The organism is Candidatus Buchananbacteria bacterium, from assembly GCA_013359225.1.
Classification (GTDB): Bacteria; Patescibacteriota; Patescibacteriia; order Buchananbacterales; family UBA6539; genus JABWCG01.
On the sequence record JABWCG010000002.1, the window covers coordinates 74,473 to 98,437 of the forward strand.

Genomic DNA, 23,965 nt, shown 5'->3' on the forward strand with positions numbered 1-23,965 from the left:
TGTCAATTTGGCCTGTTTTTATTTAGTGGCCTTTTGCAATTGCCCTAAAACTTCAAGCGCCGGTTCAAACTTTGGATCAAGTTCCAAAGCTTTTTTAATTTCCTCAACTGCCGCCGCTAAGTCTCCTTGGTTAGCAAACATTACTGCTAAATTCGTTCGCAGTTCGGGGTCATCGGGTACTGCTTCAATACCTTGACGCAAGATGCTAATAGCTTGCTGGGGTTCATTTTGCCGGCTGTAAATTGATGCCAGGTGGCTGTAATTATCAATCAGCGTTGGGGAAAGAGCGATTGATTGGTAATAATGTTTAATGGCTTCATCAATACTTTGCAGATTGACTAAGCTAACCGCCAAACCATGATGACCGCGACCGAAATTCGGATTGATTTTTAAAGCCGCTTCAAAATTATCTTTAGCCGCTTCAAAATCACTTTGTAGTAGGTTAATCACCCCGGCGTTAGAATAGGCCAGATAGTATCGCGGCTCAACTGTAACTGCTTTTTCATATTGTTCTAAAGCCTGTTCCAGCTGGCCGAGTTTTTGATAGGTAACGCCAAAGTTGTTGTAGGTTTCAGCAATATTGGGTTGCAGTTTGATTGCCTGTTGGTAATGTTCAATGGCTAACTTGTATTCGCCAAGCTCGTCATAAACCGTTGCCAAATTTTCATAGACAATCGCCAGGTTAGGTTCTAACGCCTTGGCTTTTTCTAGATGAGGTAAAGCTTCGTTGTAGTTTTTTTCTTTGGCATAAAGGTAGCCGATATTGTTGTGGACCCGTCCGTAATCCGGTCGTGACGCCAAGGTTTTTTGCCAAAGCGTTTTGTCGCTTTTCCAATCAAAGTTTCGGGCAAACGTTAGGCCGGCATAGCTAAATGTAATAGTAATAATCAGTAAAACGCCACCAACCACCAAATATTTTTTGGTTGATTTTAATAGGTTATACACTAACCACCCCATTAGCAAGCAGGTACCAACTGACGCCAGGTAGGTGTATTTTTCAGCCATAATAATGCCAGTGGGAAAAACGTTGGTTACGGCGGCTAAGCTTAAGAAAAACCAACCAATCACTAAGCTAATTAGCGGCTTTCTTTTGGCGAGGTAAATCGCCAGACCAAACAGAGCGAGTAATAAAATAATTGATATTATTATTTTAGGATCAGCTAAATTTTGATTGATTTTAATTTCATGATAAACCGTCTGAGGGTAGGGAATAAACAATAAATAGATATATTTGATAAATGCTTTGCTGGTGTTAAAAACTCTGGTAATAAGACCGGATTGCTGTTCGGCATCAAAAGCGCGGCTGGCAATCGGCAGGCTGGCTCTGATGATGATCCAGACCACCACCCCTACAAAATAAGGGATATAGTTTTTGATTTTTTTGGCCATCACCCGATATTCAAAATTATTTTTATAAAGGTCTAGGAGGATTAACATTAATGGTAAGACGAGCGTGAATTCATAACTGAAAAATGCCAACCAACCAAAGATGATAGACGTTAGGTAGAAATTTTGGATTCGGGCGCTGTTACTCTTCAGGTAAAAATAAACGGCGTATAAAAAGAAAACGGCGCCGATAATGTCGACACTGGTGGTAAAAAAACTGATCGCTTCAGTGTGAATTGGGTGAAGTCCAAAAAATAAGCTGCTTAAAAAAGCGACATGACGATTTTTGGTTAATTGTTCAATCAGGAGATAGACGGCGACAACGGCTGCAAGATGAATTAGTAGTGATATCAAGTGATAGCCAAACGCATTTTCAACATGGCCGGTTTCGATCAGTTGATTTTGTCCGCCAAAAAGTTGGAAGATAAAAAGCTGAAAAATGCTGCGTAAGGGGCGATAAACGCCTTGGTGTTGAGCTGGTAGTTCGCCGCCCAAAAGCGATCCGACGCTATCAAGACTATAAAGCGCTGGCCAGTTGCCATAGAAATCCGGGTCGTCCCAGACGAAGCCGTTTGCTAAAATATTTGAATAACTCAAAAAAGTTAAAACTAATACAATACTAAGTGCTAGCCATTTTTTAGTTTCCAAGAAGTGTAAGATTTTTTCCATAGCTTTATTATACAAGAAAGTGTTTGACCTGGCGATTTTTAGTTAAAAATTTAATGTAAAGTGGACTTGACATCAGATTTAATTAGTTTATACTATAAAGAGCATTTTATTTTAACTTTATGGGTGAACAGGTATCAAATTTTGTTTATCAATATCGTACTAAGCAGGGAGTAACCCAAGAACAGTTAGCGTTGGCCTTAGGAGTTACTCGTCAGACGATTATTGCAATTGAGCGGGGAAATTACACGCCGTCAGTATTGTTGGCGCTTAAGATTGCAAATTTTTTTGGCCAGCCGGTTGAAAAGATATTTATTTATGGAAATAATTAAAATATAAAAATAAAATTAATGATCAGCACTATGAACATCACAACCCGAAAGGTAGCAGCCTTTTTTTGTTTATTGGTTTTGACAGTCATAATTTCTGCCTGTGTGCCGGCTGAACAAAACAGCGCTAATACCGCTACAGTTCCACAGGATAAAGCGTTTCAAGAACAAGATAATGTAATGCTTGAGGCTAATAATGTGGCCGGACAAGAGGCAACAGACAGCGCGATGGTGGAAAAAGAGGAAAAAATACTGCAGGATGCCCCGGCTAGTGATAGCAGTGTGGTAGCGCCGCAGGTTAAGACGTTTGATATTACGGCTAGAAATTTTGCCTTTTCTCAAACGGAGATAAAAGTGAAGAAAGGGGATAAGGTGCAAATTAATTTTAAGAGTACTGACGGCTTTCATGACTGGGTTATTGATGAATTTAATGCCAAAACCGACCAGGTTAATACCGGCGGCAGTTCTAGTGTTGAGTTTTCTGCTGATCAGCAAGGAATTTTTGAATTTTATTGTAGCGTCGGCCGTCACCGTGACTTGGGCATGGTAGGAAAATTGATTGTTGAATAGTTTGGTTTTTTAATATAAAAAACCACAGTCAGGCCGCTGAAAAAGCCTCGTTATAAATGAATAACGAGGCTTTTTATTAAAGATTATTGTCTATGGGGGTAAGTTATCAACACCGTCTTCGATAGGTGCCTTTCCCCCTTGTTTTTTGGGACTTTCTTAATGCTTGTTCGGTTATAGCAAATTGTATATAATGACTAAACCACCAAAACTCTTGAAGGGAGGGAAAGCTTATAAAACAAAAATAAAATTTTCGCCTGAAGCTTAAAATAAGATGGAAGCAAATTCTATTAGCCTGTCTTATTTTTTATTGACTTCAAATCCCATATTTTTCCATATTTCTTCAAAACATTATTACATTTCGAGCTTAAAAACAAATTATTTAAGGAGGTCAAAAAAATATGAACGGCAAAATCAAAAAAAGAAGCGGCGAAATCGTCGAATTCAGTCCGAATAAAATTACTAATGCGATTCGTAAAGCTTTTTCGGCTACCGGTACCAAGTTTACCGAGGAGCATCTTGGCGAGATTGTTGATGAAGCGGTGTTGGAACTTGGTAAAACGTTTAGTGAAACAACGCCAAGCGTTGAAGATGTGCAAAACATCGTTGAAAAAATTCTAATGGCCGGAGGACATTTTGATGTTGCCAAATCTTACATTATTTATCGTTATGAACATACTAAAGTCCGAGAAGAAAAGAAAAAAGACGTTTTAGAAAAATTAAACCGTAACGATTTATTGGTTATTAAACGTTCCGGCCGGACTGAAAAGTTTTCATCAAAGAAATTAAAAAAATCGCTTACCTGGGCAGTCGCTGGATTAGAAGGCGACATCGACGTTGATCTTATTGTCCGACAATGTGAAGCCAATTTGTATGACAATATTGCGACTAAAGAGATTTCCCGCGCTCTTGTGTTGGCAGCGAGAAGTTTGATTGAACGCGATCCGGCTTATTCAAAGGTTGCAGTTCGGCTATTGTTTGATTTGCTGTACAAAAATGTTATCGGCAATGAAAAGCTTGACTATAAAAATTTTGATCAACTGTATCGGCAGGCTTTCATTAACAATATCAAAAAGGGTGTTGAGATCGGCCGGCTTGACCCTCAGTTATTGAATTTCGACCTGGAAGAAATTTCCAAAAAATTGAAACCGGAACGCGATGATTTGTTTATGTATCTTGGTGGTCAAACACTCTATGACCGTTACTTCATTTCTAATCCGGAAACTAAACAGATTTTAGAAACGCCGCAGGCATTTTGGATGCGCGTTTCTATGGGTTTAAGTTTGCGCGAAGATCATAAAACCGAGATGGCGGCAAAGTTTTATGATCTAATTTCTTCATTGCGTTTTGTACCATCAACACCAACCTTGTTTCATGCCGGTACGTTCCATCCACAGTTAAGCTCTTGCTATTTAACAACGATTGAAGATTCGCTTGACCATATTTTTAAGTGTGTCGCTGATAATGCCCAGATGTCTAAATGGTCGGGTGGGGTTGCTAATGACTGGACCAATCTGCGCGGTACCGGCGCTTTGATTAAAGGTACGGGTGTTGAGAGTCAGGGCGTAATTCCATTTTTGAAGATTGCTAACGACACCACAGTGGCGATTAACCGCAGCGGCCGCCGTCGCGGCGCGACCTGTGCTTACCTGGAAACCTGGCACTATGATATTGAAGACTTTTTGGAGTTAAAGAAAAATACCGGTGACGAACGACGACGAACCCACGATATGAACACTGCTAACTGGATTCCGGATTTGTTCATGAAGCGAGTTGAGGCGGACGGTGAGTGGACCTTGTTGTCTCCAGATGAAGCGTCTGACCTGCATCATTTATATGGTAAAGATTTTGAGCGCCGTTATCTGCAGTATGAAAAACTGGCTAAAGAGGGTAAGTTGCGTATTCATAAAATAATTCGGGCCAAAGATTTGTGGAAGAAAATGATTATGATGCTGTTTGAAACCGGACATCCCTGGATGACCTGGAAAGATCCATCCAATTTACGATCGCCGCAAGACCATGTTGGCGTGGTGCATAGTTCAAACCTCTGTACGGAAATCACTCTTAATACTTCAGCCGAAGAGACTGCGGTGTGTAATCTTGGCTCCATCAACTTGGCTAAGCATATTAAGGATAAGAAATTGGATGTTGATGTGCTTCGTGACACGGTTACAACGGCGATGCGGATGTTGGATAACGTGATTGATGTTAATTTTTATCCGACGGTTGAGGGAAAAAATTCTAACCTCAAACACCGGCCGGTTGGTTTGGGTATTATGGGTTTTCAAGATGCCCTTTACTTGCAGGATATTGCATTTGATTCTGATGAATGTGTCAACTTCGCCGATTATTCCCAGGAAGTAATTTCATATCATGCGATTTTAGCTTCATCAAAATTAGCTGAAGAACGCGGCACTTACCGCAGTTATCGCGGATCAAAATGGGATCGCGGCATTTTGCCGGTTGATACGTTGGATGTGCTTGAAAAAGATCGCGGCGAAAAAATTGAAGTTTCTCGCTCGGCGAAACTGGACTGGTCAGTGGTTCGTCAATCAATCCAAAAGTATGGCATGAGAAATTCCAATTGTATGGCAGTTGCCCCAACTGCGACGATTGCTAACATTGCTGGCTGTTTTCCGTCGATTGAACCAATCTATAAGAACGTTTATGTTAAATCCAACATGAGTGGTGAGTTTATTATCGTTAATAGTTATTTGGTCGCTGATTTGAAGAAGCGGGGATTATGGACGGAAGATATGCTTGCAGAAATCAAAGGTAATGATGGTAATATTCTAAACATTACTAGAATCCCTGAAGTTTTGCGCGATAAGTATAAGGAAGTTTTTGATATTGATCCGGAGTGGTTAATTCGCGCGGCAGCATATCGCGGCAAGTGGATTGACCAAAGCCAGTCATTAAATTTGTTTATCAAAGGAAATTCAGGCAAAAAGATTGCTGACGCCTACATGTATGCTTGGAAGATGGGCTTAAAGACTACGTATTATTTGCGCAGCCTGGCGGCGACAACGGTTGAGCAAAGTTCGCTTGAGCTGAGTAAACAGCAGAGCATGTCTTCGGTCAAGTCCAATTCTGCTCAGAAAGTTGAAGAGCCGGAATTAGTACCACCAACCGTTATCTCTGAAGCTAAAACAGAGCCGGTGGTTGAGCCAGTGGCCGTTAGAGAACCGGAGTCGATAATTAAACCATTGACCGCGGTGGCGCCAATTGGTCCTTCAGCCGCCCAGTTGATGATGTGTAAGATTGACGACCCCGACTGTGAGTCGTGTCAATAAAAGTTAATAAATTAAGATTACAACTATATCACTATGGCTACCAAAAAAGGAATTATCAATAATTCTACCACTGATCCTAATAAAATTTTGCCGTTAACCTACCCTTGGGCGCGGCAGCACTACAAAAATGGTGTTGCGAATAACTGGGTGCCGGAAGAAGTTCCGATGCAGCAGGATATTGAGCTATGGAAAAAACAAGGTGCGGGTGCATTGACCGAAGATGAACGACGAATGATTTTATGGAACTTGGGATTTTTTTCCACAGCCGAAAGTTTAACCGCCAATAATATCGTTTTAGCGGTATATTCTCATGTTACTAATCCCGAATGTCGTCAGTATCTGTTGCGTCAGGCATACGAGGAGGCAATTCACACCGACACCTTTATTTATTGTTGTGATTCTTTGGGGCTTGATCCAGACGAAGTCTATAAGATGTATGAGACCATCCCAAGTATTAAGGATAAAGATGATTTTGTGGTAAACATGACTAAGTCAGTTTTGGATCCTAACTTTAATACCAAGGGGGTAGAGAATACACAGCGGTTTGTTCATGATTTGATTGGCTTTTATGTTATCATGGAAGGGATTTTCTTTTATGCCGGATTTGCGATGATGTTGTCATTGTTGCGTAATAATAAAATGGTTGGTGTTGGTGAGCAATTTCAGTTTATTTTGCGTGATGAATCAGTTCACTTGGCGTTTGGTACGGATTTGATTAATACGATTGTTGCTGAGAATCCGGAAATTTGGACGCCAGAATTCAAAAAACTGACTACCGATAACATTAAAAAAGCCGTTGAACTTGAACACTTATATGCTAAAGATGCGTTGCCTCGAGGCATCCTTGGTCTGCGAGAAGATATCATTAGAGAGTATTTGGAATATATTGCAGACCGCCGGCTTGAGCGAATTGGTTTGGAAAAAGTCTATGGTTCGGCTAACCCTTTCCCGTGGATGAGTGAAATTATTGACGTGCGTAAAGAAAAAAACTTTTTTGAAACACGTGTCACGGAATATCAAACCAGCGGTAATTTAGAATGGTAAAAACAAAGTATAAAAACAGCCCTGAATAGGCAGGGCTGTTTTTTTGTTCTGGTTAAGATTTATCTTGACGCAGCTTAATTCTTAGTGTAATATAAAAATCTTAGTTTACTAAGACACTATTTCTTTGACAATCTATTGTTAGGAAAACATCGTTCAACACAGGAGAGTTTCGTATGTCAGGATTGAACCCGGATTTGTTTCATTCAGTGGGCCTAGGATTGTTTGGTGTTGCAATTGTTCACACATTCTTCACTAAGTTTTTTGAAAACCTTGGACACATTGAATTGGAACACTATCACTTTCAATCAAGGTCAGTGGCAAACGATTTTTTGTCGGAAGCCGGAAAGCTTGATTTGTTTTTGGCCAGACACGAAGCTCTGGCTAGGTTCATCTTTCGTCACCGTGGTGCTTTGCGCCTGATCGGCGAGCCGGAAATGGTATTTCCGTTTTGGGCGATTAATCTATGCATCTATATGTTTTTAGCCCTCGGCCAGGAACAGATGGTGCATTATGTTGAAACGCTCAATTTGTCGGAACCAATGTTCGTAGCGGTGATTATGATGATTTCAGCCTCGCGGCCAGTCCGGCAGTTTGCCGAAAACGGCATGAAGTGTTTGGCTTGGCATTGCCCCGGCTCAAATAAAATCACCCTACTGTTTGTGCTGTTGTTTGTCGGACCCTTGCTGGGCAGCTTGATTACCGAACCAGCGGCCATGACCATTACAGCGTTGTTGCTGGGAAAGTTTTACTACCAGCAAATCAGTCACCGCAAACGCTATCGTCGGATGCGTTACAGTATTCTGGCGGTATTGTTGGTAAATGTTTCAATTGGTGGGGTGCTGACCCATTATGCTGCACCGCCGGTTGTTATGGTTGCCAATACGTGGAACTGGGACATGTCTTTTATGTTTTTCAACTTCGGTTGGAAAGCTGTTTTGGCCGTCTTGATCAATACGGTCTTGGTGATTGGGTTTAACTGGAAACAGTTGCAACAGTTAGATGAGCCAAGTGACGAAGCTTTTGTTGCGAAGGTTCCTGGGCTGGTAGTTGGATTTCATCTGGTGTTGTTGGGCGGGGTTGTATACTTCAGCCACCATCCAAAGGTATTTTTGATGATTTTTGCCATCTACTTCTTTAACGCCCTGGCATATGAACAATACCAGGATGAGAAACTGTTTTTCCGTCAAAGTATTATGGTCGGACTCTTTCTGGCCGGCCTGGTAACGATTGGTAGTTGCCAAAAGTGGTGGCTCCAGCCGCTCATTACAGGCTTGGACAGTGTGTCGCTTTTTGCCGGAACGGTTGGGTTGACGGCGATAACTGATAATGCAGCCCTGACCTATCTTGGGTCAATTGTTGATGGTCTGACCGATCAATCAAAATATATGCTCGTTGCTGGTGCGGTTACCGGAGGCGGATTGACTATCATCGCAAATGCGCCAAACCCGGTTGGGATTAATATCCTCAAGGATTATTTTGGCTCTGACGCGGTGAGTTTTAAGAGTTTGTTTTTGTACGCCACAGCGCCGACTGCAATTGCTGCTTTGGCGTTTCTTGTTCTTTAAAGTGTTTTGTCCGCCATTGGTGTAGTGGCGGTTTTTATTTTCTTCATAATATGTTTGAACGGAATAACCGTTAAGTTCCACGGAAAAACCGCCAAGATGGTTGGGATGACAATGTGAGGCTGATTGAAAAATTCATACGACAGGTAGATCGCCGTGGTGATATTCATATACGTTAGGCAGATTGCAACGGTTACGCGATCTTGATGGCTGCGCCAAAAAACAATGAAATAACCGAATACTTGAAAACCAATAAATAGCAACGAAACGGCTATCAGATAGATAAGTATTTTGCCATCTAGACCACCAAGAATTACGGCTGCTTGTTTAGACACGACTCCCATCATCAGTAGCCCTAACAAGATCAGGGAGATTTGGCCGAAAGACGGCTGAATTTTTTTTAGCCAGGAGCCCGAAAAATATTTCGCAATATTGGCTAGAGCAAACGGAACCATGATGATTTTAACCAGTGACCAGAATACTCCCATAAAATCAGTTGGCACTTCGGTGGCGGCAGTTAATTTGATGACTAACGGAATAGTAAATGGCGCCAGTAGGGCGGTAGTGACCGTTAATACCAGTGCTAAACTAGGTTTACCGCCGACAATTTCTGCCAGCAGTGCCGATGCCATTGCTGTTGGCATAGCCGCAATCAGCATAAATGAAATGGCTAGTTCGGGGTAAATTATTTTCATCGCGTAGTAAATCGTCAGCGGAAAGATAAGCAGCATAATGACATTTACTAGAGTAATAATGCCGATGCTGGTTTTTAGCTGAGTAAGAACGTCTTTTAAATTTACCTCAATGGCGATGAAAAAAAACATTGCCGCAAGCAGTAAATTGATATGTGGTGAAAAAATTTTGGTTTGTTCCGGTAATGCTAAGCCAAGTGCTAGTGATAGACAAACAATGAACAAGTAAGATTGAAAAAGTTTAGTGAGTAGTTTAATCATGATGATTGGGTTATATTTTTCTTGAGTCGTATGCCCAGTGAAGTAATGCTTGTCGCTGCCGGCGCCGGCAGGTTATATCTCCCTGGAGACAATTATTTTTAATTTGTGCTATATGACGCCTGATCATTTTCCAACGTTTAATTTGCCGGATATCTTCTTCGGGGAGGCGCCGGCCCAGATAGTACCGGCAATACCATTGAAACCAACCACGAGGGTCATGAGAATTGATCCAGCCTTTACGGCGCCATTCGACCAGCGGTTGACTGGCATCCACTTTAAAATAGTTAAAGTTGATATCTTTTTTCTTCGGTGACAGTTTTGCCTTTTTAAACCAGTCTTTAGGAAATTCTTTTTGGCAGTCAGTAAGGTATTTACCTCCAAAGACTCCCAGTTCAAGCATTTGTTTTGGTGTCAGTTGAGGTTTAAAATCAGGGTTAAAATTTTTCCCCGCTGGTTCGGTTAAATAGTAAACATACTGTTTTTGCATTTTGTCGTTAACAACAATCTTTTTTTTCATATGTATATTATATCAAAATTACATCATGCTGTGCTAACAATGTTTTGAGGAATTGACAAAATGCTTAAAATATGCTACTATTTAATTATTAATTAAATAAAGTGTTTTGTGGGACTTAACGTCAGAAAACCCTAACAAGTTTACTAACCAAAGTTTGCAAAATACGCCAAGGTATTATCCCAATGGACAACAGAGGCCAATTTGGTCCTCGTCAGATGGTTCAGGGAAACTGGCAGTGTTCAGAGTGCGGTGCTCAAATCACCGAGCTGCCATTTGAACCAGATGGTGACCGGCCAATTTTCTGTCGCGACTGTCATCGAAAGAAACGAGACAGTAAACCACCTAGACGATTTTAACAGGAAAACAAAAACCCCTTAGCTAAGGGGTTTTTGTTTTGCAGGAATATTATTTTAAAAATTGGTCAAAGAATTCGACCGTTCGTTTCATAACAGTTGGCCATGCCTGAATAAACTCATGCGGTTCGTTAGGGTAGACAAAGTATTCAACCGTTTTTGATTTATTCTTTAAGGCTGCTTCAAGTTCGTCTGACCAGGCTAGGGGAACTGACTCGTCAGCGGTGCCGTGGTGGATTTGAATTGGAGTATTGACGCGGTCAAAATAATTAATAGCTGAAATACCCTCCCAAAATTCAGGACTGGTTGTCGGGCTGCCATACAACATCTCAATTTTAACGGCTATCTCGCGGCGTTGCCTAGTCCATTTATCATAATTTTTTTGATAGTCAGCGCTGACTGGCGCAAACAGGACGGCGGCTTTTATTAATGTTGGCTTGATGACAAGCGTATTAAGGGTAATGCCGCCGCCCATTGAATGTCCAAGCATGCCGATATTGTCTTTGTCAAAAAAAGTAAATTCGGAATTTTTGACGGCATAAACAGCATTGATAACGTCTTGCGTGTAGCCAAGACGAAAATCAAGTTCACTGTTAGGATCTTTGTCTGATTGGGCGTGGTTACGGTAGTCGGGATGAATAACAATATAACCTTGTCGTGCCAGGTAATCTTGTTCGCGTTTTAAGCCGCGTCCGTTGGTGTAAATTGCCGGGTCAATATAGCCGTGGTTTAAAATTAATACAGGAAATGGCCCGGCCCCTTTTGGCACATTCATGATGCCTGAAATCTTGAGGTCGCCGCTGAGGTATGTGATATAGTGGCGGGTATAAGATTCATTTTCTGCCAGAATATTGCCCAGCGTAAGTTCGCGCCCGTCATATTGTCTTTCCATCATAGCATCGATACTAACCGGGCGAGGAGTTTTTTCTTCACCGGAGTTTGCGACCTGGCTATCAACTACGGCCGCACATTGTCCGCTCAAACAGGCGCAAGGAAACCGACTGGTCACGTCCCATTTGCTGCAGTCACAATCAGCGTCAGCTTTGCAGCTTACTTGATAGCTTACGCTTTCTGCGGAGTTATTGGAGTGTTCCCATATTGGACATGCCACAATACAATTACCCTGCTGGCAGTAGGCCTGAAACGGACAGCTGGACCTAACGGCATATTCCATCGGCAGTGAACAATCGGCATCAGTCCGACAATCAACAGTGACATTATGATCTTGATTATTTCCAACTGGTTGGGCTTTTTTTGGGTTAACACAACCGCTGGTTAATAAGAGCAGCAGGAAACCTAAGTAGATAAAGACATTTTTTTTCATAGTTTTATTATTGTAGCAAAGAAAAGGCTTGTTGACGATTGATATTATTTTATTTATCATTATGATGATGAAACGAGAACAATTTATTCCACACTTAGAGCAAGAGCAGCCTCGAAATCTTAAGGAGATTTTGGAGGGTTTGGCGTTGCCGGCGCAAATCATTGAGCTTGATTCGTCTACTGAGGCGGAGGCTAAAAATCAGAAATCATTTCGTATTGATATTACTGATCGAGAAGCATGGGACAACGAAGAAACGGCGGAAAAGTTAACACCTTATTTGGGCGAATTGGCCTGGCTGGCATTTAGTGATCGCAACGAGAAGAGAAAGTTTGATCTTAATGATTCCGAGATGCGAGCTAAAGCTAAAGATGAAATTTTTACCAGCGATGTCGCCTTGGCTGATCATATTTATGTTATTGCTGAAGGCGAACGGGCTCTTGGTTTTCTGGCCGCTAACGATTGGGAATTACCAGATAATGAACGGGGATGTGTTGTTGGTTTAACTGTAGCGTTGCGTGAAGAACGCGGTAAGGGGATTGGTAAGGAGCTTTATCATAAAGTTTTTGGTTCAGGCGAGTATGATGCGATATTGGGCTGTTCCAGTACGCCGGCAGCCATTAAAAATCGGCTGGAAGTCGGTAAGGAACATGGCTATGTTGGCTATTATTGTGGTTTTAAAGATGGTGAGTACGGCAATCTTGGTTCGGAAGCTCAACAGGCTAAAGTCCAACAATTGAGCCAGGAGTTAGTTAAGGACTATGTTGATTGTGATGTGACAGTGCCGCCTGATGAGATGCCAAAAAATTTTATTGTGGTTCGTGAAGATATCGGTCCGATCCCGCCAGTCAAAGAAAGCGATATTAGATTTGATGGGACTAATCTGGCGCTTGATCAGACTTTCCGAGAATCATTGTTAAAAACCCAGGAAAAATTTTTGCCCCATACGGTCTATGGCAATCTGATTAATTTTAAAAGTAAATAAGTTTTTATTATCAAAAAAACCGGTCGCCTAAGGTGACCGGTTTTGATGTTAATTTATTGGCAATTAAATGCCTGACGGCACCGTTGTTGTGCTTCAACCGGTGCCTGATCGCAGGCTAAACATTCTGCACTGATGGTTTTGTCGGTTGTGGCTTGTGTTTTGCTACCGGCGTTGACGTTTAGAGCGCCGTCAGTCGTTGGGACAGTCGGCATCATTTTTTGGATTGTTGCTTCTAGATCGGTGAACGTTACTTCGGCCGGCAACTCAAATTTAGTTTCATCAAGTTGCCAAGGCTCGCAGTCAACGGTCATTTTTTTGTCAATATCAACGCGTGTGGCATCGGTGGCTTGAGCAGAGTCGGTTTGATCAAGGCCCATCATAAAACCCTGGGTTTGACCATTAAGCCAAAAATTGATTTTATTATTGGTAGAAATCATGTGACTATTAAACATTTGGCCGTTGATGGTTGAGGAAAAATCACCCCGCATTTTGCCGCCGCCAATAAAAACAACACCCTCATTTTTAGCAGTTTCGTTTGTTTCGGCAAAGGTACAGCGCTGAGGTGTGGGACTAGTTAATAATTCGCGTAGCGATTTGCCTGGTATGGTTTCGTCAAGCACCATGTTGGTATTGCCACTTTGATTTTTAATAGACATCATCCAGTAAACGCCGCCGGCAATGAGCGCAATAATAAGTAAGGCGATAATTCCGATTATAATATTTTTATTCATAGCTGATAGTGTTTATAATGAATTAGTTTTTTCCTGTCGCTTTAATTCGCGATACGAGAGAGCTAAAAAGATTACTAATAGTAACATGGTGTTAAGCGGCGCTAGCCAGAAAGGATATTCTCGGCCGAAACTTTCTAAAATCATTAATGTGCCCAAGACGCCGATTGAATACATTGCACCGTTTTTAAGATAGGCAAGTTTGGCAACAACATCAATACCTTTAACGGTAAGTTCCCGGACAACAAACGCGCCGATACCGTTACCAATAATGATGAGCGGAATAGACAGGGTGAAGGCAAATGCTCCGATAACGCCGTCAATTGAAAAGGAGGCATCTAGAATTTCCAAATAAAGGATTTTACTCCAGGCGCTGACGTGCGGATCGAGCAGGGCTTTTTCTTTTTCCTCGGCATTTTTTTTGAAACCGTCAGTAATAAAAAAAGCTGAAGCGCCAATTGATGCCGATAACGCCAGCCAGGCGTTCTCCTTAACGGCGTAGTAGATTACGGTTGTTAGAACTAGTGAGGCGATGGCATAAAACCAAAAACCCCTCGCATGAATCCAGCGTTCACTGCGGAAAGCATATTTTTTTTCTTCCAAAAATAGCCAGCCCAAAGAAACAAAGAATAGGTACATGCCGCCGCCCAATAGTAATAAGGCTTTAGAATGGTGGAGCGATTCCTCAATTGCTTCTTCGGATGTTGATAGGGCGAGCGCAAGAATTTCACTGAATGACGCCGTTGAATTAGCCAGCCAGATAATGATAAACGGCAGGATGCCGCGAACAATAAAAACGGCGAAGATGATGCCCCAGGTCATAAAAATACGCCGGTATTTTTCCGGCATGGTTTTTAAAACATGAGCATTAATGATGGCATTGTCAACGCTTGAAATTACTTCAAACAAAATAAGGCCTAAAATGACAATAAGAGCGCTGAACATGGATGATTAATAAATAAGATAAACTTTTAAGTATAGTATATCAAATAATTTTATTGCTGACCATTGTCAGTGCTACCTCGCAACAATTTGATACCCAGGTAGGAAAGCGGGGTATAAATAACTCCCATGCCGAATTTAAATAGCCACCAGGGCAAGATAATCATGATCAGGGTTTTGGGTGGGTACACTCCGGCGAAAGCAATTGTTGTCCAGATTGCCGTGTCTAAAAATTGTCCCCACAGATTAGAAAGGTTTGAGCGCAGCCAGAAGTATTTGCCGGAAAATTTAGCCCGAAGATAAAAAAAGGAAAAGACATCTTGATATTCACCGATGATGAAAGCTACCAAAGATGCCAAGGTAAAACGCCAGGACAACCCAAAAATTTGACCATAGGCATCAGCCATAAAAAAGTCAGCTGACGCCGGCATCAAATTGGATATACTATTAAATATTAAAAAAACAATCAAGCTCATAATGCCCATACGAACAAACAGTCTTGCTGTTGCCTTGCCATATACTTCGCCGATGACATCGGTCATCAAAAAGACTACCGGAAAAGCGAAAATCGCCGTTGAAAGATGAGTACCAAATAAAAACGGCATCAGCTTGATTCCTATCGTGTTTGACACAAATTGGCAGGTCAGGTAGAGAGTTAACGCTCCGGCCAGTTTTTTGTCGATCGCTAGGTTTGGTTGGTTTGGTGAGGGCATGGTTTAGAGTATATCAAGAATAATCCTATAAAACAAGGGGTTTTTGCAAACCAAAGTCGAGTTGACAGCTGTAGGGTTAAGATGCTAATTTAATTAGCTGTCCTTTTTACCAGAGGGAGGGTGTTGGTCATGACGATTGTAGTTAACCGCCAGGATTTTTTTGATCTGTTAGCGACGCGCCTGTCGCCAGACGACCTTGAACAAATCGGTGCTGCCTATGAGTTTTCCAAATATGGACATCGCAATCAGTTTCGGGACGACGGGGGACGGTATTTTGATCACCCGCGTTCCGTGGCACTGATCATCTTTGAAGAACTCAAACTTGCCGATTGGCAAATGATTGTTGCGGCATTGCTGCACGACATTCGTGAGGATTCGTATATCCTGACCGAGCAACGCATCGCCCTCAATTTTGGCACGACGGTTGCCGGCTGGATTAAGCTGCTAACCAAAGAGTCTGGTGTTGATTATCATGCCAGATTGCAAAGTTGCCGAATTTGGCAGGTGTGGGTTTTGAAGCTATCAGACCGGCTTCATAATTTGCGAACGCTTGACGGCTGTACGCCAGAAAAGTGCCGCCGCCAAATCACTGAAACTCGGGAAGTCTATATCCCGCTGGCCGAACAATTATTGCTTTTGTTGCCACCCGATCAAAAACACGTTGGGCAGCATCTTAAGCGAGAGATTGAGGCGCTGTGTGATCGTTATGACGCCAATCCTTGACCGCTTGCTTTTTCCAACCCCAGGGTTTGATTGGCGTAGCGGTCTTTTTATGTAAGGTTTGATAAAAAGATTTTTTTTGTTATACTAAAACAATATGATTACTACCCTAATTGATTTTTTAGTTCACTTCACCATTAGTGTTATTGATTTTTCAGGCTATACTGGAGTGTTTATCTTGATGTTTTTGGAAAGTTGCGGCATTCCCATTCCCTCAGAAGTGATCATGCCGTTTTCCGGGTTTTTAGTGGTTGAAGGTCGGATGTCTTTTTGGCCGTTAGTGTTGGTCGGTGCCTTTGCTAACCTAGGAGGGTCATTATTAGCATATTGGGTTGGTGTTCGCGGTGGCAGGCCACTGATTGAAAAGTATGGACGTTATTTTTTGATTTCCCGTCACGATTTAGATTTAGCTGATCGCTGGTTTAGTCGGTATGGTGAATTAACAGTTTTTTTTGGCCGACTTTTACCGGTGGTTCGTACGTATATTTCATTTCCGGCCGGCGTGTCAAAAATGAACATAAAGAAGTTTTCGCTGTATACATTTCTTGGTGCTTTGCCGTGGGCAGCGCTTTTCACCTGGCTGGGAATTAAGCTTGGCAGTCGCTGGGAATTAATTAGGCAGACGCTCCATAATTTTGACCTGGCAATTTTGCTACTGATTATTGTCTTAGTAGCATTATATATTTGGCGGCACGTAAAACACAGCCGCAGGCAAGGGTAACATTGATTTTGATTATTTAAAAAGAACCAGAAAAATTTCTGGCTCTTTTTAAATTACCTTGATGTTTATTGGTTATGGTAGTATGGCATTAAACAGATAACCTAAGACTATAATACCAAGACCAACCACTCCAAAAAATGACGCCAATAACTGCCACCGCATTACTTTTTTTAGAATTAATGCTTCGGGTAATGAAAGTCCGACAGTCGCCATCATAAAAGCCAGGGCAGTTCCAAGCGGAATGCCTTTTGCCACTAACGCCTGAATGATTGGGATAATACCGCTGGCGTTTGAATATAGCGGAATGCCGATTACTACCGCCAACGGCACGGCAAAAATATTTTCTTTGGTAATATATTTTTCAAAGTAACCTTCAGGAACATAGCCATGAATAACGGCACCAAGCGCAATGCCGGCCATGAGATAGGGCAGTACCTTGCTGATGATAGTAAACGTTTCTTGAGAAATGAGAGTAAATATTTTTTGAGGTGTCAGTTGAGTGGTTTTGGCAGTGTGGGGTGTGATGTTAGTTTGCCAAATAAAATTTTGGACATATTTTTCTAAGCGAAGTTTTTCCAAAGTGTAGCCGCCGATCATACCGATTAAAATTCCTGATGTGGCGTACATTATAGTTATTTTCCAGCCAAATGCTCCAGCTAAAAGGACTAGTGCCACTTCATTGACGAGGGGAGAAGTAATGAGAAACGCCAACGTCACACCAAGCGGAATTTTTGCGCCTAGAAACCCGATAAATAGAGGAATGGATGAACAAGAACAAAACGGCGTTATCGCTCCAAAGAAGGCGGCGAGGAAATAATCAAAGCCATAAAATTTTTTTGAAACCAAAAAATTTCTGATTTTTTCAATTGGTAAATAATAACGAATCAGGCTCATTAAATAGGTGACAACTACCAGGAGCAACAAAATTTTGATGCTGTCATAGATAAAAAACTCAACACTATGGCCGAGCGCTGAATCTTTTGTCAATCCAAAAGTGTCATAAATTAAGTAGTCAGTGATAATTTCAATCATACATATTGGAGTAAATCTTTTATTTCCTCAACGTTTGGTATTCGTCCAGCGATTTTCAGTTGTTCATCTATCACTAATGCCGGCATGCTCAGAGCGCCATATTGGACAATTTTTTCAAAATCAGTGATTTTTTCAACAGTGGCATTAAGCCCTAACTCACTGACTGCTAGTCTGGTGTTTACCTCAAGCCGTTGGCAGTTGGGGCAGCCAGACCCTAATATTTTGATGATCATATGGTTAGGATATTTTTTAATTCTTTTAGTAGAGTAGTCATCGTTTTTTGATTTAACGAGTAGACGATTTTTTTGCCGTCTCGTTGATTATTAACTATTGCAACATCAAGTAAAATTTTTAAGTGATGTGACACTAAGTTTTGTGGCAACTTCAAAAATTCGAATATCTCACAAACGCATTTAGGGCCAGTTTTTAGCAGGCAGATAATTTTTAGCCGGTTTGGTTCGCCAATCACTTTTACTTGTTCGGCCAATGTATCAAGATTTTTATTAATGCAGGAGTTTTTCATATCAATATGTATTGATATATTATTAGATAATTTTTTGGTTGTCAAGGTCTTTGGTTTAAAATAAAAATCGGCCGATTTTTGGCCGATTTTTAGTAAGGCATTATTTTTTGATGTTGTTTGGCTACAAGATGATATTAACGTTTGCCGGGAGGTTTGTGCGGATGATTTCCAAATCTTGGGAGGAGTAATTATTTCCCGACAAATTCAACGTTTTAAGGTTTTTTAAGTTACCCAATTCGTAGGGCAGCCCGGTTAGTTGATTGTTTGATAAATCAAGTGTTTGGAGGTTTTGTAGTTGGCCAATTTCTGCCGGTACTCCAGTCATTGTATTATTGGAAGCGTCTAAGATTTTTAAGTTTTGTAGCTGTCTGATTTCAGCTGGTAGTGCACCGGTTAGTTTATTATTGGAGATGTCCAGCTTTTCCAGATTTGTTTTTTTAAAAATTTCCTGAGAGATTTCAGTTAACCCCTGACCACTTAGATCAAGTACATTGTTATTTTCGGCAGGTTTTGTTGTTTTTTCTGGTACGATTTGGTCATCATTGTTGATGGCGGGTACGGGAGAGATACAGCCAAATAACGTTAAGTTCATTAATAGGATTGAGGTTAAAAATATTTTTTTCATATGTTGGCATTATACCAAAAAATTGATTTTAAAGCGATTTTTTAGGGGGTATAAATGTAAAACGGTGCAATGTGTTCTGGCTGGTGTTAAAGGTAAAAATATTGGTTTAAAACTGCTTATAAAAAACCCCAGCGTACTTATTGTAAGCGTGGGGTTGTATTGTTTCCTGGGCTAAAACCATAGCCATACGACGAGATAGACTGGTATGAGAATCAACAGACTGTACTTGAGTATATAGCTTAGGAAGCTGGGACATTTGACACCAGCAGCTTCCGCAATGGATTTTACCATCAGGTTAGGGCCATTGCCGATATACGTCATGGCGCCGAAGAATACTGCGCCAACTGATATTGCAATCACGTGGGCAGGGTAGAGTGCCAGCAGGTAGATCACCTGTAGTTGATCAAACGACAACGATTCTCCGGCGTAGTATTTGTTGATGGTTGCAAGCATCAACTGAACCTCTCCGGAAACGATGGTTGGGGGTGCGGCACTGCTGAGTATGGTTTGTACCTGCGTGATTGTCTCTTGGTTTACTAGCAAGCCTGTAGCCGTGACAAGAAAATTCAAGTACGTCGGGGCATTGTCTAGTACTGACGAGAGGCTACCAGTAGCCCAAAAGAATTGTCCGGGGGTGCAGATGCCAAGCTCGCAGGCATTGCACTCCAGCCACTCCAGCGCCGGAATCATAGTGGCAAAAATCCCAAAAAAGAGAATTGCCACTTCAGTGATCGGCCGGAATTTGAAATCGTTTTTCTGGTACACCCGGCGGCGAGTGGAAAACAACGAAGTTAGGGCGCTACCCATCATCACGATTTCGCGCAGGGGGCTATCAAGAAAGACTGCTCCCAGAATAACCCCGACAAAAAGGATGTTTTGCACTCCTTCGCTGCCGCTTGAAACGGTTTCGTCTGGTTTGTGACGGTATCTAATGGGGAATTTGTGGATGTGCCACCAGTCAATGATGTAAAACACCGTCAACACTATCGCGATCGTCGTGATCCACGGCAAGACAACTCTGGTGGTTATCCAGAAAAACGGTATTCCCTGGAGGTATCCAAGGAATAGCGGCGGGTCACCAATCGGAGTAAGCGCTCCTCCAATGTTACTTACCACAAAGATGAAAAACACGATGTGGTGAGGTCTGACCCGACCGCGGTTGAGCCGCAGATATGGTCTGATCAAAATCATTGAAGCACCCGTTGTTCCAACAATGTTAGCAATCACCGCTCCGATTGCCAGCATAATGACGTTGGTTAGGGGAGTTGCTTGGCCTGGCACGTTGATGTGAATTCCTCCGGCTACCACATAGAGCGAACCGATTAGGCAGATAAAGCTGATGTATTCGTAGCTTGTCTCTACTAATCTTTCGGACTGATTCAGGGACAGGTAATAGCCGATAGTAATGGCCGCCAGCCCAAAGGAGACAACGAAGTAGTATTTTTCCCACCACCGGTTCAGGAATGGCCCCAGGGCGATCGCCAGCAAGAGTGCTGCAAAAGGCAGCATCATGACCGGGCTTACGCCGCTTGAGTCTGTTGCTTCGGCAAACGCTAAATTGCTAAAGAGCACGATTGCCACAACTGTTGTCATTCTCATCTTGTTCATCCTAAACATGCTACGCGCCTCCTTGTTTTTGTTGAACCAACCTAGTTATGCAACCCAGGATGGCCGCATTATATGAAATATATATATTTTGTCAAGGGTCACTAAAAATAAAAAGGCTTATTTTAGCCATTTTTAACGGTTTATAATTTTTTTCTATTTTTAATGCATAACCAGCGGGGTCAAATAATATAGATTGCCGCGGATGAATTTTTAATATTTAGCTAGGTTGACATTTTTAATGCAGGCTGATAAGGTCTAGCTGACAATTGGGTCAACTTTAGGAGGAATGTGCAATGCGAAGCAGAATCTGTACCTTGTTGGTGGCTGACGCCACGGCCGAAGAATTTTCTCCTTTTGGATCGCTGATTGATCCGCAAGAGGATCAGCGGTCTGCCACTGAGGTTTTGTCCAAAGACGGGGTGTTTGCCTATTACCCGCAGGACGAAAGCAAGATGCTTAATCCCGGTGGCGAACAGCTGGTTTGTTCGCCGCTTGAGATGTGTTCCCGGCCGCGCACTGTCCGGGGGCAAATGGAGTACCACCATTGCCATGAAACGCTTTTGTTCCTGGATAACGTTATCCTGGTGGTCGGGCCGCAAGTGCCCGAATCGGGGTCGATGGACGGTATCACCCCGCAAGACTTCGCGGCGTTTGCCGTCGAGAAGAACTGTGCCGTGGTGTTGAAACCCCGGACCCTGCATGCCCTGGCTTTTCCGCGGAGTAACCGGACCGCTCGGGGGCTGGTGTTCTTGCCCTATCAGGCCCACCAAACCGACTGTCACTTCGTCGATATCCCGGAGGGGGCGATCCTTAAGCCGCAACTTTAGCGGCTCAGTCGACCGTGCTATATAGTTGCCGGACAGAGTGTTATGCTCTGCCCGGTTTTTATTTTTTACAAAACCAATATGTTCAATACTATTAACGATAAATATATATTGACAAACGATAAAGAATAAATTAAGATGAAAATATAACAATTTATAATAATTAATCTATGAAAAAAGGCTCAATAACATTTCTTCAGATAGTCATTGTAGTTCTGGGCATTGGTGCTCTCGCTCTCTTGCTCTGGGAACCTCGCGTTGAGGGCGTAAATGCGAACGCCACTACGCTTCGTGAGATATATTTTGATGATCCCTTTTTGGCGTATGTGTACATCGGCTCCATTGCTTTTTTTGTTGCGCTCTATCAAGCGTTCAAACTGCTCGGGTACATAGGACGAAGTGAAGTATTTTCGCACCAGGCCGTAAAAGCTCTACGGACTATAAAATACTGCGCGTTGACCATTATTGCTTTTCTTGTGGGCGCGGAAATTTATATCAATATTGTTCAGCGCAGAGTGGAGGAAGATATTGCGGGAGGCGTCATGGTGGGTCTTTTTCTGATTTTTGTTTCAATGGTTGTCGCGACCGCCGCGGCCGTGTTTGAAAAAACGTTACGAACCGCCGTAGAGATAAAAACCGAGAACGATTTAACAGTATAAGGAGATTACTATGGCAATCATCATTAACATTGACGTTATGTTGGCAAAGCGGAAAATGAGTGTTACCGAACTTGCCGAGAAAGTCGGCATTACCATGGCTAATATTTCCGTATTGAAGAATGGCAAGGCAAAAGCTGTCCGCTTCTCAACTTTAGAGGGAATTTGTAAGGCCCTGGAATGTCAGCCCGGTGATATTTTGGAATATAGGAAGTAGTAAAAATATAACGGACTAAACAAAAAAAGAGCGATTGTGATCGTTCTTTTTTTTGTACGTTTTGTAAGACGTTTAGGTTTTTGTAGTGAAGTTGTAATGGCGGGACGCAGTAAAACGAGTTATAGAGTTTTTTCAGAACAACAAAGGGTATTATTACGTCCCAAAATTTTAAGTTAGTCAAAACAATATGACAGAAATCCTACATAATCCAACAAACCCAACAGAATTGGGTACTCTGCGGGACACATCGGTTGCCAGTCAAGCACCTAAAGCAAAATTTGACGATCCTTCAAGGGTTGGTCAAAAAAAAGAGCAGAAGCGCACGCGAGAGAAGAAAGACGCGTTTGTGGCAGCTTGTAAAGGTCCCGTGAAAAGTATTGTTACCATGTGCAGAAAAGTTGGAATACACCGCGACACCTTTTATGCCTGGCGGCGAGCCGATCCGGAGTTTGTAAAAAGGATCCACAACAGCCGAGATGTTTTTTTGACTGAGTTGGAGGCAAGTCTTAAGGCGCGGGATAAATCCGACACTTAGGCGTAAAATGTAATTGACAATTTCTAACCTAAACTGCTCTTCTGAGCAGCATGGTTTAAAAACTCACGAAGATACTGAACCCCACGTTCAGCGATTCTTCGTGAGTCATATCGGGAAACTGGTATGGGGCTTAAAAACCCTGCTGGCGTGGGGCTTTGTGTATCTAAAAATTAATAACCTAAAACTTATGACCAACATAGCGCATGGAGGAAAGAAGTGGCTAACTTTGGTGGCCCTGGCTATCATAGCCACACCACTTTTAGCTGCCTGCACTCCTCAAACACCATCAGCCAATAATGGGCAGAAGCAAACTCAAGAGGCTCAGCTTGACACTACGCAAGAATCAGAAGCTGATACTAACCAGCAGCCTGCTGATATTACTGAATCGGATCAACAAGCAGATGAAAGCTTTTTAGTCATCCGAGTAATTGACGGCGACACGGTTGAGTTGGAGGACGGTTCACGCGTCAGATATATCGGCATCGATACTCCTGAGACCGTGGACCCTTCAAAACCAGTCCAGTGTTTTGGCAAAGAAGCCTCTCAAAAGAATACTGAGTTAGTTTTGAACAAGCAAGTCAGGTTAGAAAAAGATATCAGTGACAAAGACCGCTACGGCCGGTTGCTACGGTATGTTTATGTTGGTGACACTTTTGTAAACCTGGAATTAGTTAAGCAAGGCTTTGCCAGTTCATACTCATACCCACCAGATGTTAAATACCAAGACCAGATCGTAGCAGCGCAAACTGAAGCCAGAGAGCAGAAACGAGGTCTATGGTCAGCCTGCAATACCGGATCAACTAACAACGCAGCACCCCAACTAAACAGTGGTTCGACAAACACCAACACGAATACAGTCACGCCACAACCAACCCCAACTACGCCGACCCCGGCTCCGCAAGAACCAGCTACGACACCAACTCAGCAATGTAATATTAAAGGCAACATTAGCGCTGCCGGTGAAAAAATTTATCACGTGCCAGGTTGTGGTAGCTACAACCAAACTAAAATTGACGAAAGCCAAGGAGAGAAATGGTTTTGTAGCGAAGCCGAGGCAGTAGCTGCTGGCTGGAGGAAGGCTAAAAACTGTCCTTGATTATACCCCCTTACCTTAGATGGAAATTTTATCTGGGCCCGCTACAATC

At 42.3% G+C, this 23,965-nt stretch carries 26 protein-coding genes; 14 read left to right on the forward strand and 12 right to left on the reverse strand.

Features of this window, described 5'->3' with window-relative positions; all coding sequences use genetic code 11:
- Nucleotides 1-18: 18 nt before the first annotated feature.
- Nucleotides 19-2,055, reverse strand: coding sequence for a tetratricopeptide repeat protein (locus HUU49_03495; protein ID NUM25659.1), 2,037 nt, complete (start codon nt 2,053-2,055; stop codon nt 19-21).
- Nucleotides 2,056-2,174: 119 nt separating this feature from the next.
- Here HUU49_03495 and HUU49_03500 point away from each other — a divergent pair, with 119 nt between their 5' ends.
- The 5 genes from HUU49_03500 to HUU49_03520 all read left to right on the forward strand — a co-directional run bounded on the left by HUU49_03500 (nt 2,175) and on the right by HUU49_03520 (nt 8,850).
- A complete protein-coding gene (locus HUU49_03500; protein ID NUM25660.1) occupies nt 2,175-2,384 on the forward strand; it encodes a helix-turn-helix transcriptional regulator in 210 nt (69 codons plus the stop codon).
- A gap of 30 nt (nt 2,385-2,414) precedes the next feature.
- Complete coding sequence (locus tag HUU49_03505) at nt 2,415-2,951, forward strand: cupredoxin domain-containing protein (protein ID NUM25661.1); 537 nt, start codon at nt 2,415-2,417, stop codon at nt 2,949-2,951.
- Between the two features lie 398 nt (nt 2,952-3,349).
- Nucleotides 3,350-6,241 (forward strand): ribonucleoside-diphosphate reductase subunit alpha, encoded by a 2,892-nt coding sequence (locus HUU49_03510; GenBank protein NUM25662.1) that lies wholly within the window; start codon nt 3,350-3,352, stop codon nt 6,239-6,241.
- Between the two features lie 33 nt (nt 6,242-6,274).
- Nucleotides 6,275-7,285, forward strand: a complete 1,011-nt coding sequence (locus tag HUU49_03515) for a ribonucleotide-diphosphate reductase subunit beta (protein NUM25663.1) — start codon at nt 6,275-6,277, stop codon at nt 7,283-7,285.
- A gap of 173 nt (nt 7,286-7,458) precedes the next feature.
- Nucleotides 7,459-8,850 carry a putative Na+/H+ antiporter gene (locus HUU49_03520; GenBank protein ID NUM25664.1) on the forward strand — a complete coding sequence of 464 codons (1,392 nt, stop codon included), beginning with the start codon at nt 7,459-7,461 and terminating at the stop codon, nt 8,848-8,850.
- On the opposite strand, the gene HUU49_03525 is transcribed toward HUU49_03520, so the two are convergent.
- The gene (locus HUU49_03525; protein NUM25665.1) at nt 8,847-9,800 is read right to left on the reverse strand and encodes a bile acid:sodium symporter; all 954 of its coding nucleotides are present in this window, start codon (nt 9,798-9,800) and stop codon (nt 8,847-8,849) included. The genes HUU49_03520 and HUU49_03525 overlap by 4 nt on opposite strands.
- Before the next feature lie 10 nt (nt 9,801-9,810).
- A complete protein-coding gene (locus HUU49_03530; protein ID NUM25666.1) occupies nt 9,811-10,317 on the reverse strand; it encodes a hypothetical protein in 507 nt (168 codons plus the stop codon).
- A gap of 182 nt (nt 10,318-10,499) precedes the next feature.
- Here HUU49_03530 and HUU49_03535 point away from each other — a divergent pair, with 182 nt between their 5' ends.
- Nucleotides 10,500-10,673: a hypothetical protein gene (locus tag HUU49_03535; protein NUM25667.1), complete on the forward strand. Its 174-nt coding sequence runs from the start codon at nt 10,500-10,502 to the stop codon at nt 10,671-10,673.
- A 49-nt stretch (nt 10,674-10,722) separates the two neighbouring features.
- Here the strand turns inward: HUU49_03535 and HUU49_03540 are convergent, their stop codons facing one another.
- On the reverse strand, nt 10,723-11,562 hold the full coding sequence (locus tag HUU49_03540; protein NUM25668.1) for an alpha/beta fold hydrolase: 840 nt from the start codon (nt 11,560-11,562) through the stop codon (nt 10,723-10,725).
- 493 nt (nt 11,563-12,055) lie between these two features.
- On the opposite strand from HUU49_03540, the gene HUU49_03545 reads away from it, so the two are divergent.
- Nucleotides 12,056-12,976, forward strand: coding sequence for a hypothetical protein (locus HUU49_03545; protein ID NUM25669.1), 921 nt, complete (start codon nt 12,056-12,058; stop codon nt 12,974-12,976).
- Between the two features lie 53 nt (nt 12,977-13,029).
- Here HUU49_03545 and HUU49_03550 read toward each other — a convergent pair whose 3' ends face one another.
- From HUU49_03550 to HUU49_03560, 3 genes are read right to left on the reverse strand one after another with little or no spacing between them, the layout of a single operon-like run.
- Complete coding sequence (locus HUU49_03550) at nt 13,030-13,707, reverse strand: hypothetical protein (protein ID NUM25670.1); 678 nt, start codon at nt 13,705-13,707, stop codon at nt 13,030-13,032.
- Nucleotides 13,708-13,719: 12 nt separating this feature from the next.
- Nucleotides 13,720-14,649 (reverse strand): DUF475 domain-containing protein, encoded by a 930-nt coding sequence (locus HUU49_03555; protein ID NUM25671.1) that lies wholly within the window; start codon nt 14,647-14,649, stop codon nt 13,720-13,722.
- Between the two features lie 50 nt (nt 14,650-14,699).
- Entirely contained in the window at nt 14,700-15,359 is a 660-nt protein-coding gene (locus HUU49_03560) for a queuosine precursor transporter (GenBank protein NUM25672.1), read from the reverse strand.
- A gap of 129 nt (nt 15,360-15,488) precedes the next feature.
- Here HUU49_03560 and HUU49_03565 point away from each other — a divergent pair, with 129 nt between their 5' ends.
- A complete protein-coding gene (locus HUU49_03565) occupies nt 15,489-16,082 on the forward strand; it encodes an HD domain-containing protein (protein ID NUM25673.1) in 594 nt (197 codons plus the stop codon).
- A gap of 94 nt (nt 16,083-16,176) precedes the next feature.
- Complete coding sequence (locus tag HUU49_03570; protein NUM25674.1) at nt 16,177-16,800, forward strand: DedA family protein; 624 nt, start codon at nt 16,177-16,179, stop codon at nt 16,798-16,800.
- A 72-nt stretch (nt 16,801-16,872) separates the two neighbouring features.
- Here HUU49_03570 and HUU49_03575 read toward each other — a convergent pair whose 3' ends face one another.
- From HUU49_03575 to HUU49_03595, 5 genes are all read right to left on the reverse strand, one after another.
- Nucleotides 16,873-17,832 carry a permease gene (locus HUU49_03575; GenBank protein NUM25675.1) on the reverse strand — a complete coding sequence of 320 codons (960 nt, stop codon included), beginning with the start codon at nt 17,830-17,832 and terminating at the stop codon, nt 16,873-16,875.
- Complete coding sequence (locus HUU49_03580) at nt 17,829-18,065, reverse strand: TM0996/MTH895 family glutaredoxin-like protein (GenBank protein ID NUM25676.1); 237 nt, start codon at nt 18,063-18,065, stop codon at nt 17,829-17,831. The genes HUU49_03575 and HUU49_03580 overlap by 4 nt, the downstream gene beginning before the upstream one ends.
- Entirely contained in the window at nt 18,062-18,355 is a 294-nt protein-coding gene (locus HUU49_03585; protein ID NUM25677.1) for a winged helix-turn-helix transcriptional regulator, read from the reverse strand. Before HUU49_03585 ends, HUU49_03580 begins: the two co-directional genes overlap by 4 nt.
- Before the next feature lie 121 nt (nt 18,356-18,476).
- Nucleotides 18,477-18,980, reverse strand: coding sequence for a leucine-rich repeat domain-containing protein (locus tag HUU49_03590; GenBank protein ID NUM25678.1), 504 nt, complete (start codon nt 18,978-18,980; stop codon nt 18,477-18,479).
- A gap of 171 nt (nt 18,981-19,151) precedes the next feature.
- Nucleotides 19,152-20,492: a sodium:proton antiporter gene (locus HUU49_03595; GenBank protein ID NUM25679.1), complete on the reverse strand. Its 1,341-nt coding sequence runs from the start codon at nt 20,490-20,492 to the stop codon at nt 19,152-19,154.
- Between the two features lie 389 nt (nt 20,493-20,881).
- Here HUU49_03595 and HUU49_03600 point away from each other — a divergent pair, with 389 nt between their 5' ends.
- The 5 genes from HUU49_03600 (at nt 20,882) to HUU49_03620 (ending at nt 23,916) form a co-directional block, all read left to right on the forward strand.
- Nucleotides 20,882-21,415: a hypothetical protein gene (locus tag HUU49_03600; protein NUM25680.1), complete on the forward strand. Its 534-nt coding sequence runs from the start codon at nt 20,882-20,884 to the stop codon at nt 21,413-21,415.
- A gap of 167 nt (nt 21,416-21,582) precedes the next feature.
- The gene (locus tag HUU49_03605; GenBank protein NUM25681.1) at nt 21,583-22,071 is read left to right on the forward strand and encodes a DUF2975 domain-containing protein; all 489 of its coding nucleotides are present in this window, start codon (nt 21,583-21,585) and stop codon (nt 22,069-22,071) included.
- 10 nt (nt 22,072-22,081) lie between these two features.
- On the forward strand, nt 22,082-22,285 hold the full coding sequence (locus HUU49_03610; protein ID NUM25682.1) for a helix-turn-helix transcriptional regulator: 204 nt from the start codon (nt 22,082-22,084) through the stop codon (nt 22,283-22,285).
- A gap of 187 nt (nt 22,286-22,472) precedes the next feature.
- On the forward strand, nt 22,473-22,820 hold the full coding sequence (locus tag HUU49_03615) for a transposase (GenBank protein ID NUM25683.1): 348 nt from the start codon (nt 22,473-22,475) through the stop codon (nt 22,818-22,820).
- A 187-nt stretch (nt 22,821-23,007) separates the two neighbouring features.
- The gene (locus HUU49_03620) at nt 23,008-23,916 is read left to right on the forward strand and encodes a thermonuclease family protein (protein ID NUM25684.1); all 909 of its coding nucleotides are present in this window, start codon (nt 23,008-23,010) and stop codon (nt 23,914-23,916) included.
- The last annotated feature ends 49 nt before the right edge of the window (nt 23,917-23,965 follow it).

Bases quoted from the DNA above. Each gene is read 5' to 3' on its own strand.
- HUU49_03515 (NUM25663.1), top strand. From the start codon at position 6,275: ATGGCTACCAAAAAAGGAATTATCAATAATTCTACCACTGATCCTAAT.
- HUU49_03585 (NUM25677.1), bottom strand. From the start codon at position 18,355: ATGAAAAACTCCTGCATTAATAAAAATCTTGATACATTGGCCGAACAA.
- HUU49_03610 (NUM25682.1), top strand. From the start codon at position 22,082: ATGGCAATCATCATTAACATTGACGTTATGTTGGCAAAGCGGAAAATG.
- HUU49_03555 (NUM25671.1), bottom strand. From the start codon at position 14,649: ATGTTCAGCGCTCTTATTGTCATTTTAGGCCTTATTTTGTTTGAAGTA.
- HUU49_03540 (NUM25668.1), bottom strand. From the start codon at position 11,562: ATGGAAAGACAATATGACGGGCGCGAACTTACGCTGGGCAATATTCTG.
- HUU49_03580 (NUM25676.1), bottom strand. From the start codon at position 18,065: ATGATCATCAAAATATTAGGGTCTGGCTGCCCCAACTGCCAACGGCTT.
- HUU49_03495 (NUM25659.1), bottom strand. From the start codon at position 2,055: ATGGAAAAAATCTTACACTTCTTGGAAACTAAAAAATGGCTAGCACTT.
- HUU49_03575 (NUM25675.1), bottom strand. From the start codon at position 17,832: ATGATTGAAATTATCACTGACTACTTAATTTATGACACTTTTGGATTG.
- HUU49_03545 (NUM25669.1), top strand. From the start codon at position 12,056: ATGATGATGAAACGAGAACAATTTATTCCACACTTAGAGCAAGAGCAG.
- HUU49_03595 (NUM25679.1), bottom strand. From the start codon at position 20,492: ATGATGCTGCCTTTTGCAGCACTCTTGCTGGCGATCGCCCTGGGGCCA.
- HUU49_03530 (NUM25666.1), bottom strand. From the start codon at position 10,317: ATGAAAAAAAAGATTGTTGTTAACGACAAAATGCAAAAACAGTATGTT.
- HUU49_03570 (NUM25674.1), top strand. From the start codon at position 16,177: ATGATTACTACCCTAATTGATTTTTTAGTTCACTTCACCATTAGTGTT.
- HUU49_03620 (NUM25684.1), top strand. From the start codon at position 23,008: ATGACCAACATAGCGCATGGAGGAAAGAAGTGGCTAACTTTGGTGGCC.
- HUU49_03535 (NUM25667.1), top strand. From the start codon at position 10,500: ATGGACAACAGAGGCCAATTTGGTCCTCGTCAGATGGTTCAGGGAAAC.
- HUU49_03565 (NUM25673.1), top strand. From the start codon at position 15,489: ATGACGATTGTAGTTAACCGCCAGGATTTTTTTGATCTGTTAGCGACG.
- HUU49_03500 (NUM25660.1), top strand. From the start codon at position 2,175: ATGGGTGAACAGGTATCAAATTTTGTTTATCAATATCGTACTAAGCAG.
- HUU49_03525 (NUM25665.1), bottom strand. From the start codon at position 9,800: ATGATTAAACTACTCACTAAACTTTTTCAATCTTACTTGTTCATTGTT.
- HUU49_03550 (NUM25670.1), bottom strand. From the start codon at position 13,707: ATGAATAAAAATATTATAATCGGAATTATCGCCTTACTTATTATTGCG.
- HUU49_03590 (NUM25678.1), bottom strand. From the start codon at position 18,980: ATGAAAAAAATATTTTTAACCTCAATCCTATTAATGAACTTAACGTTA.
- HUU49_03520 (NUM25664.1), top strand. From the start codon at position 7,459: ATGTCAGGATTGAACCCGGATTTGTTTCATTCAGTGGGCCTAGGATTG.
- HUU49_03615 (NUM25683.1), top strand. From the start codon at position 22,473: ATGACAGAAATCCTACATAATCCAACAAACCCAACAGAATTGGGTACT.
- HUU49_03600 (NUM25680.1), top strand. From the start codon at position 20,882: ATGCGAAGCAGAATCTGTACCTTGTTGGTGGCTGACGCCACGGCCGAA.
- HUU49_03605 (NUM25681.1), top strand. From the start codon at position 21,583: ATGAAAAAAGGCTCAATAACATTTCTTCAGATAGTCATTGTAGTTCTG.
- HUU49_03510 (NUM25662.1), top strand. From the start codon at position 3,350: ATGAACGGCAAAATCAAAAAAAGAAGCGGCGAAATCGTCGAATTCAGT.
- HUU49_03560 (NUM25672.1), bottom strand. From the start codon at position 15,359: ATGCCCTCACCAAACCAACCAAACCTAGCGATCGACAAAAAACTGGCC.
- HUU49_03505 (NUM25661.1), top strand. From the start codon at position 2,415: ATGAACATCACAACCCGAAAGGTAGCAGCCTTTTTTTGTTTATTGGTT.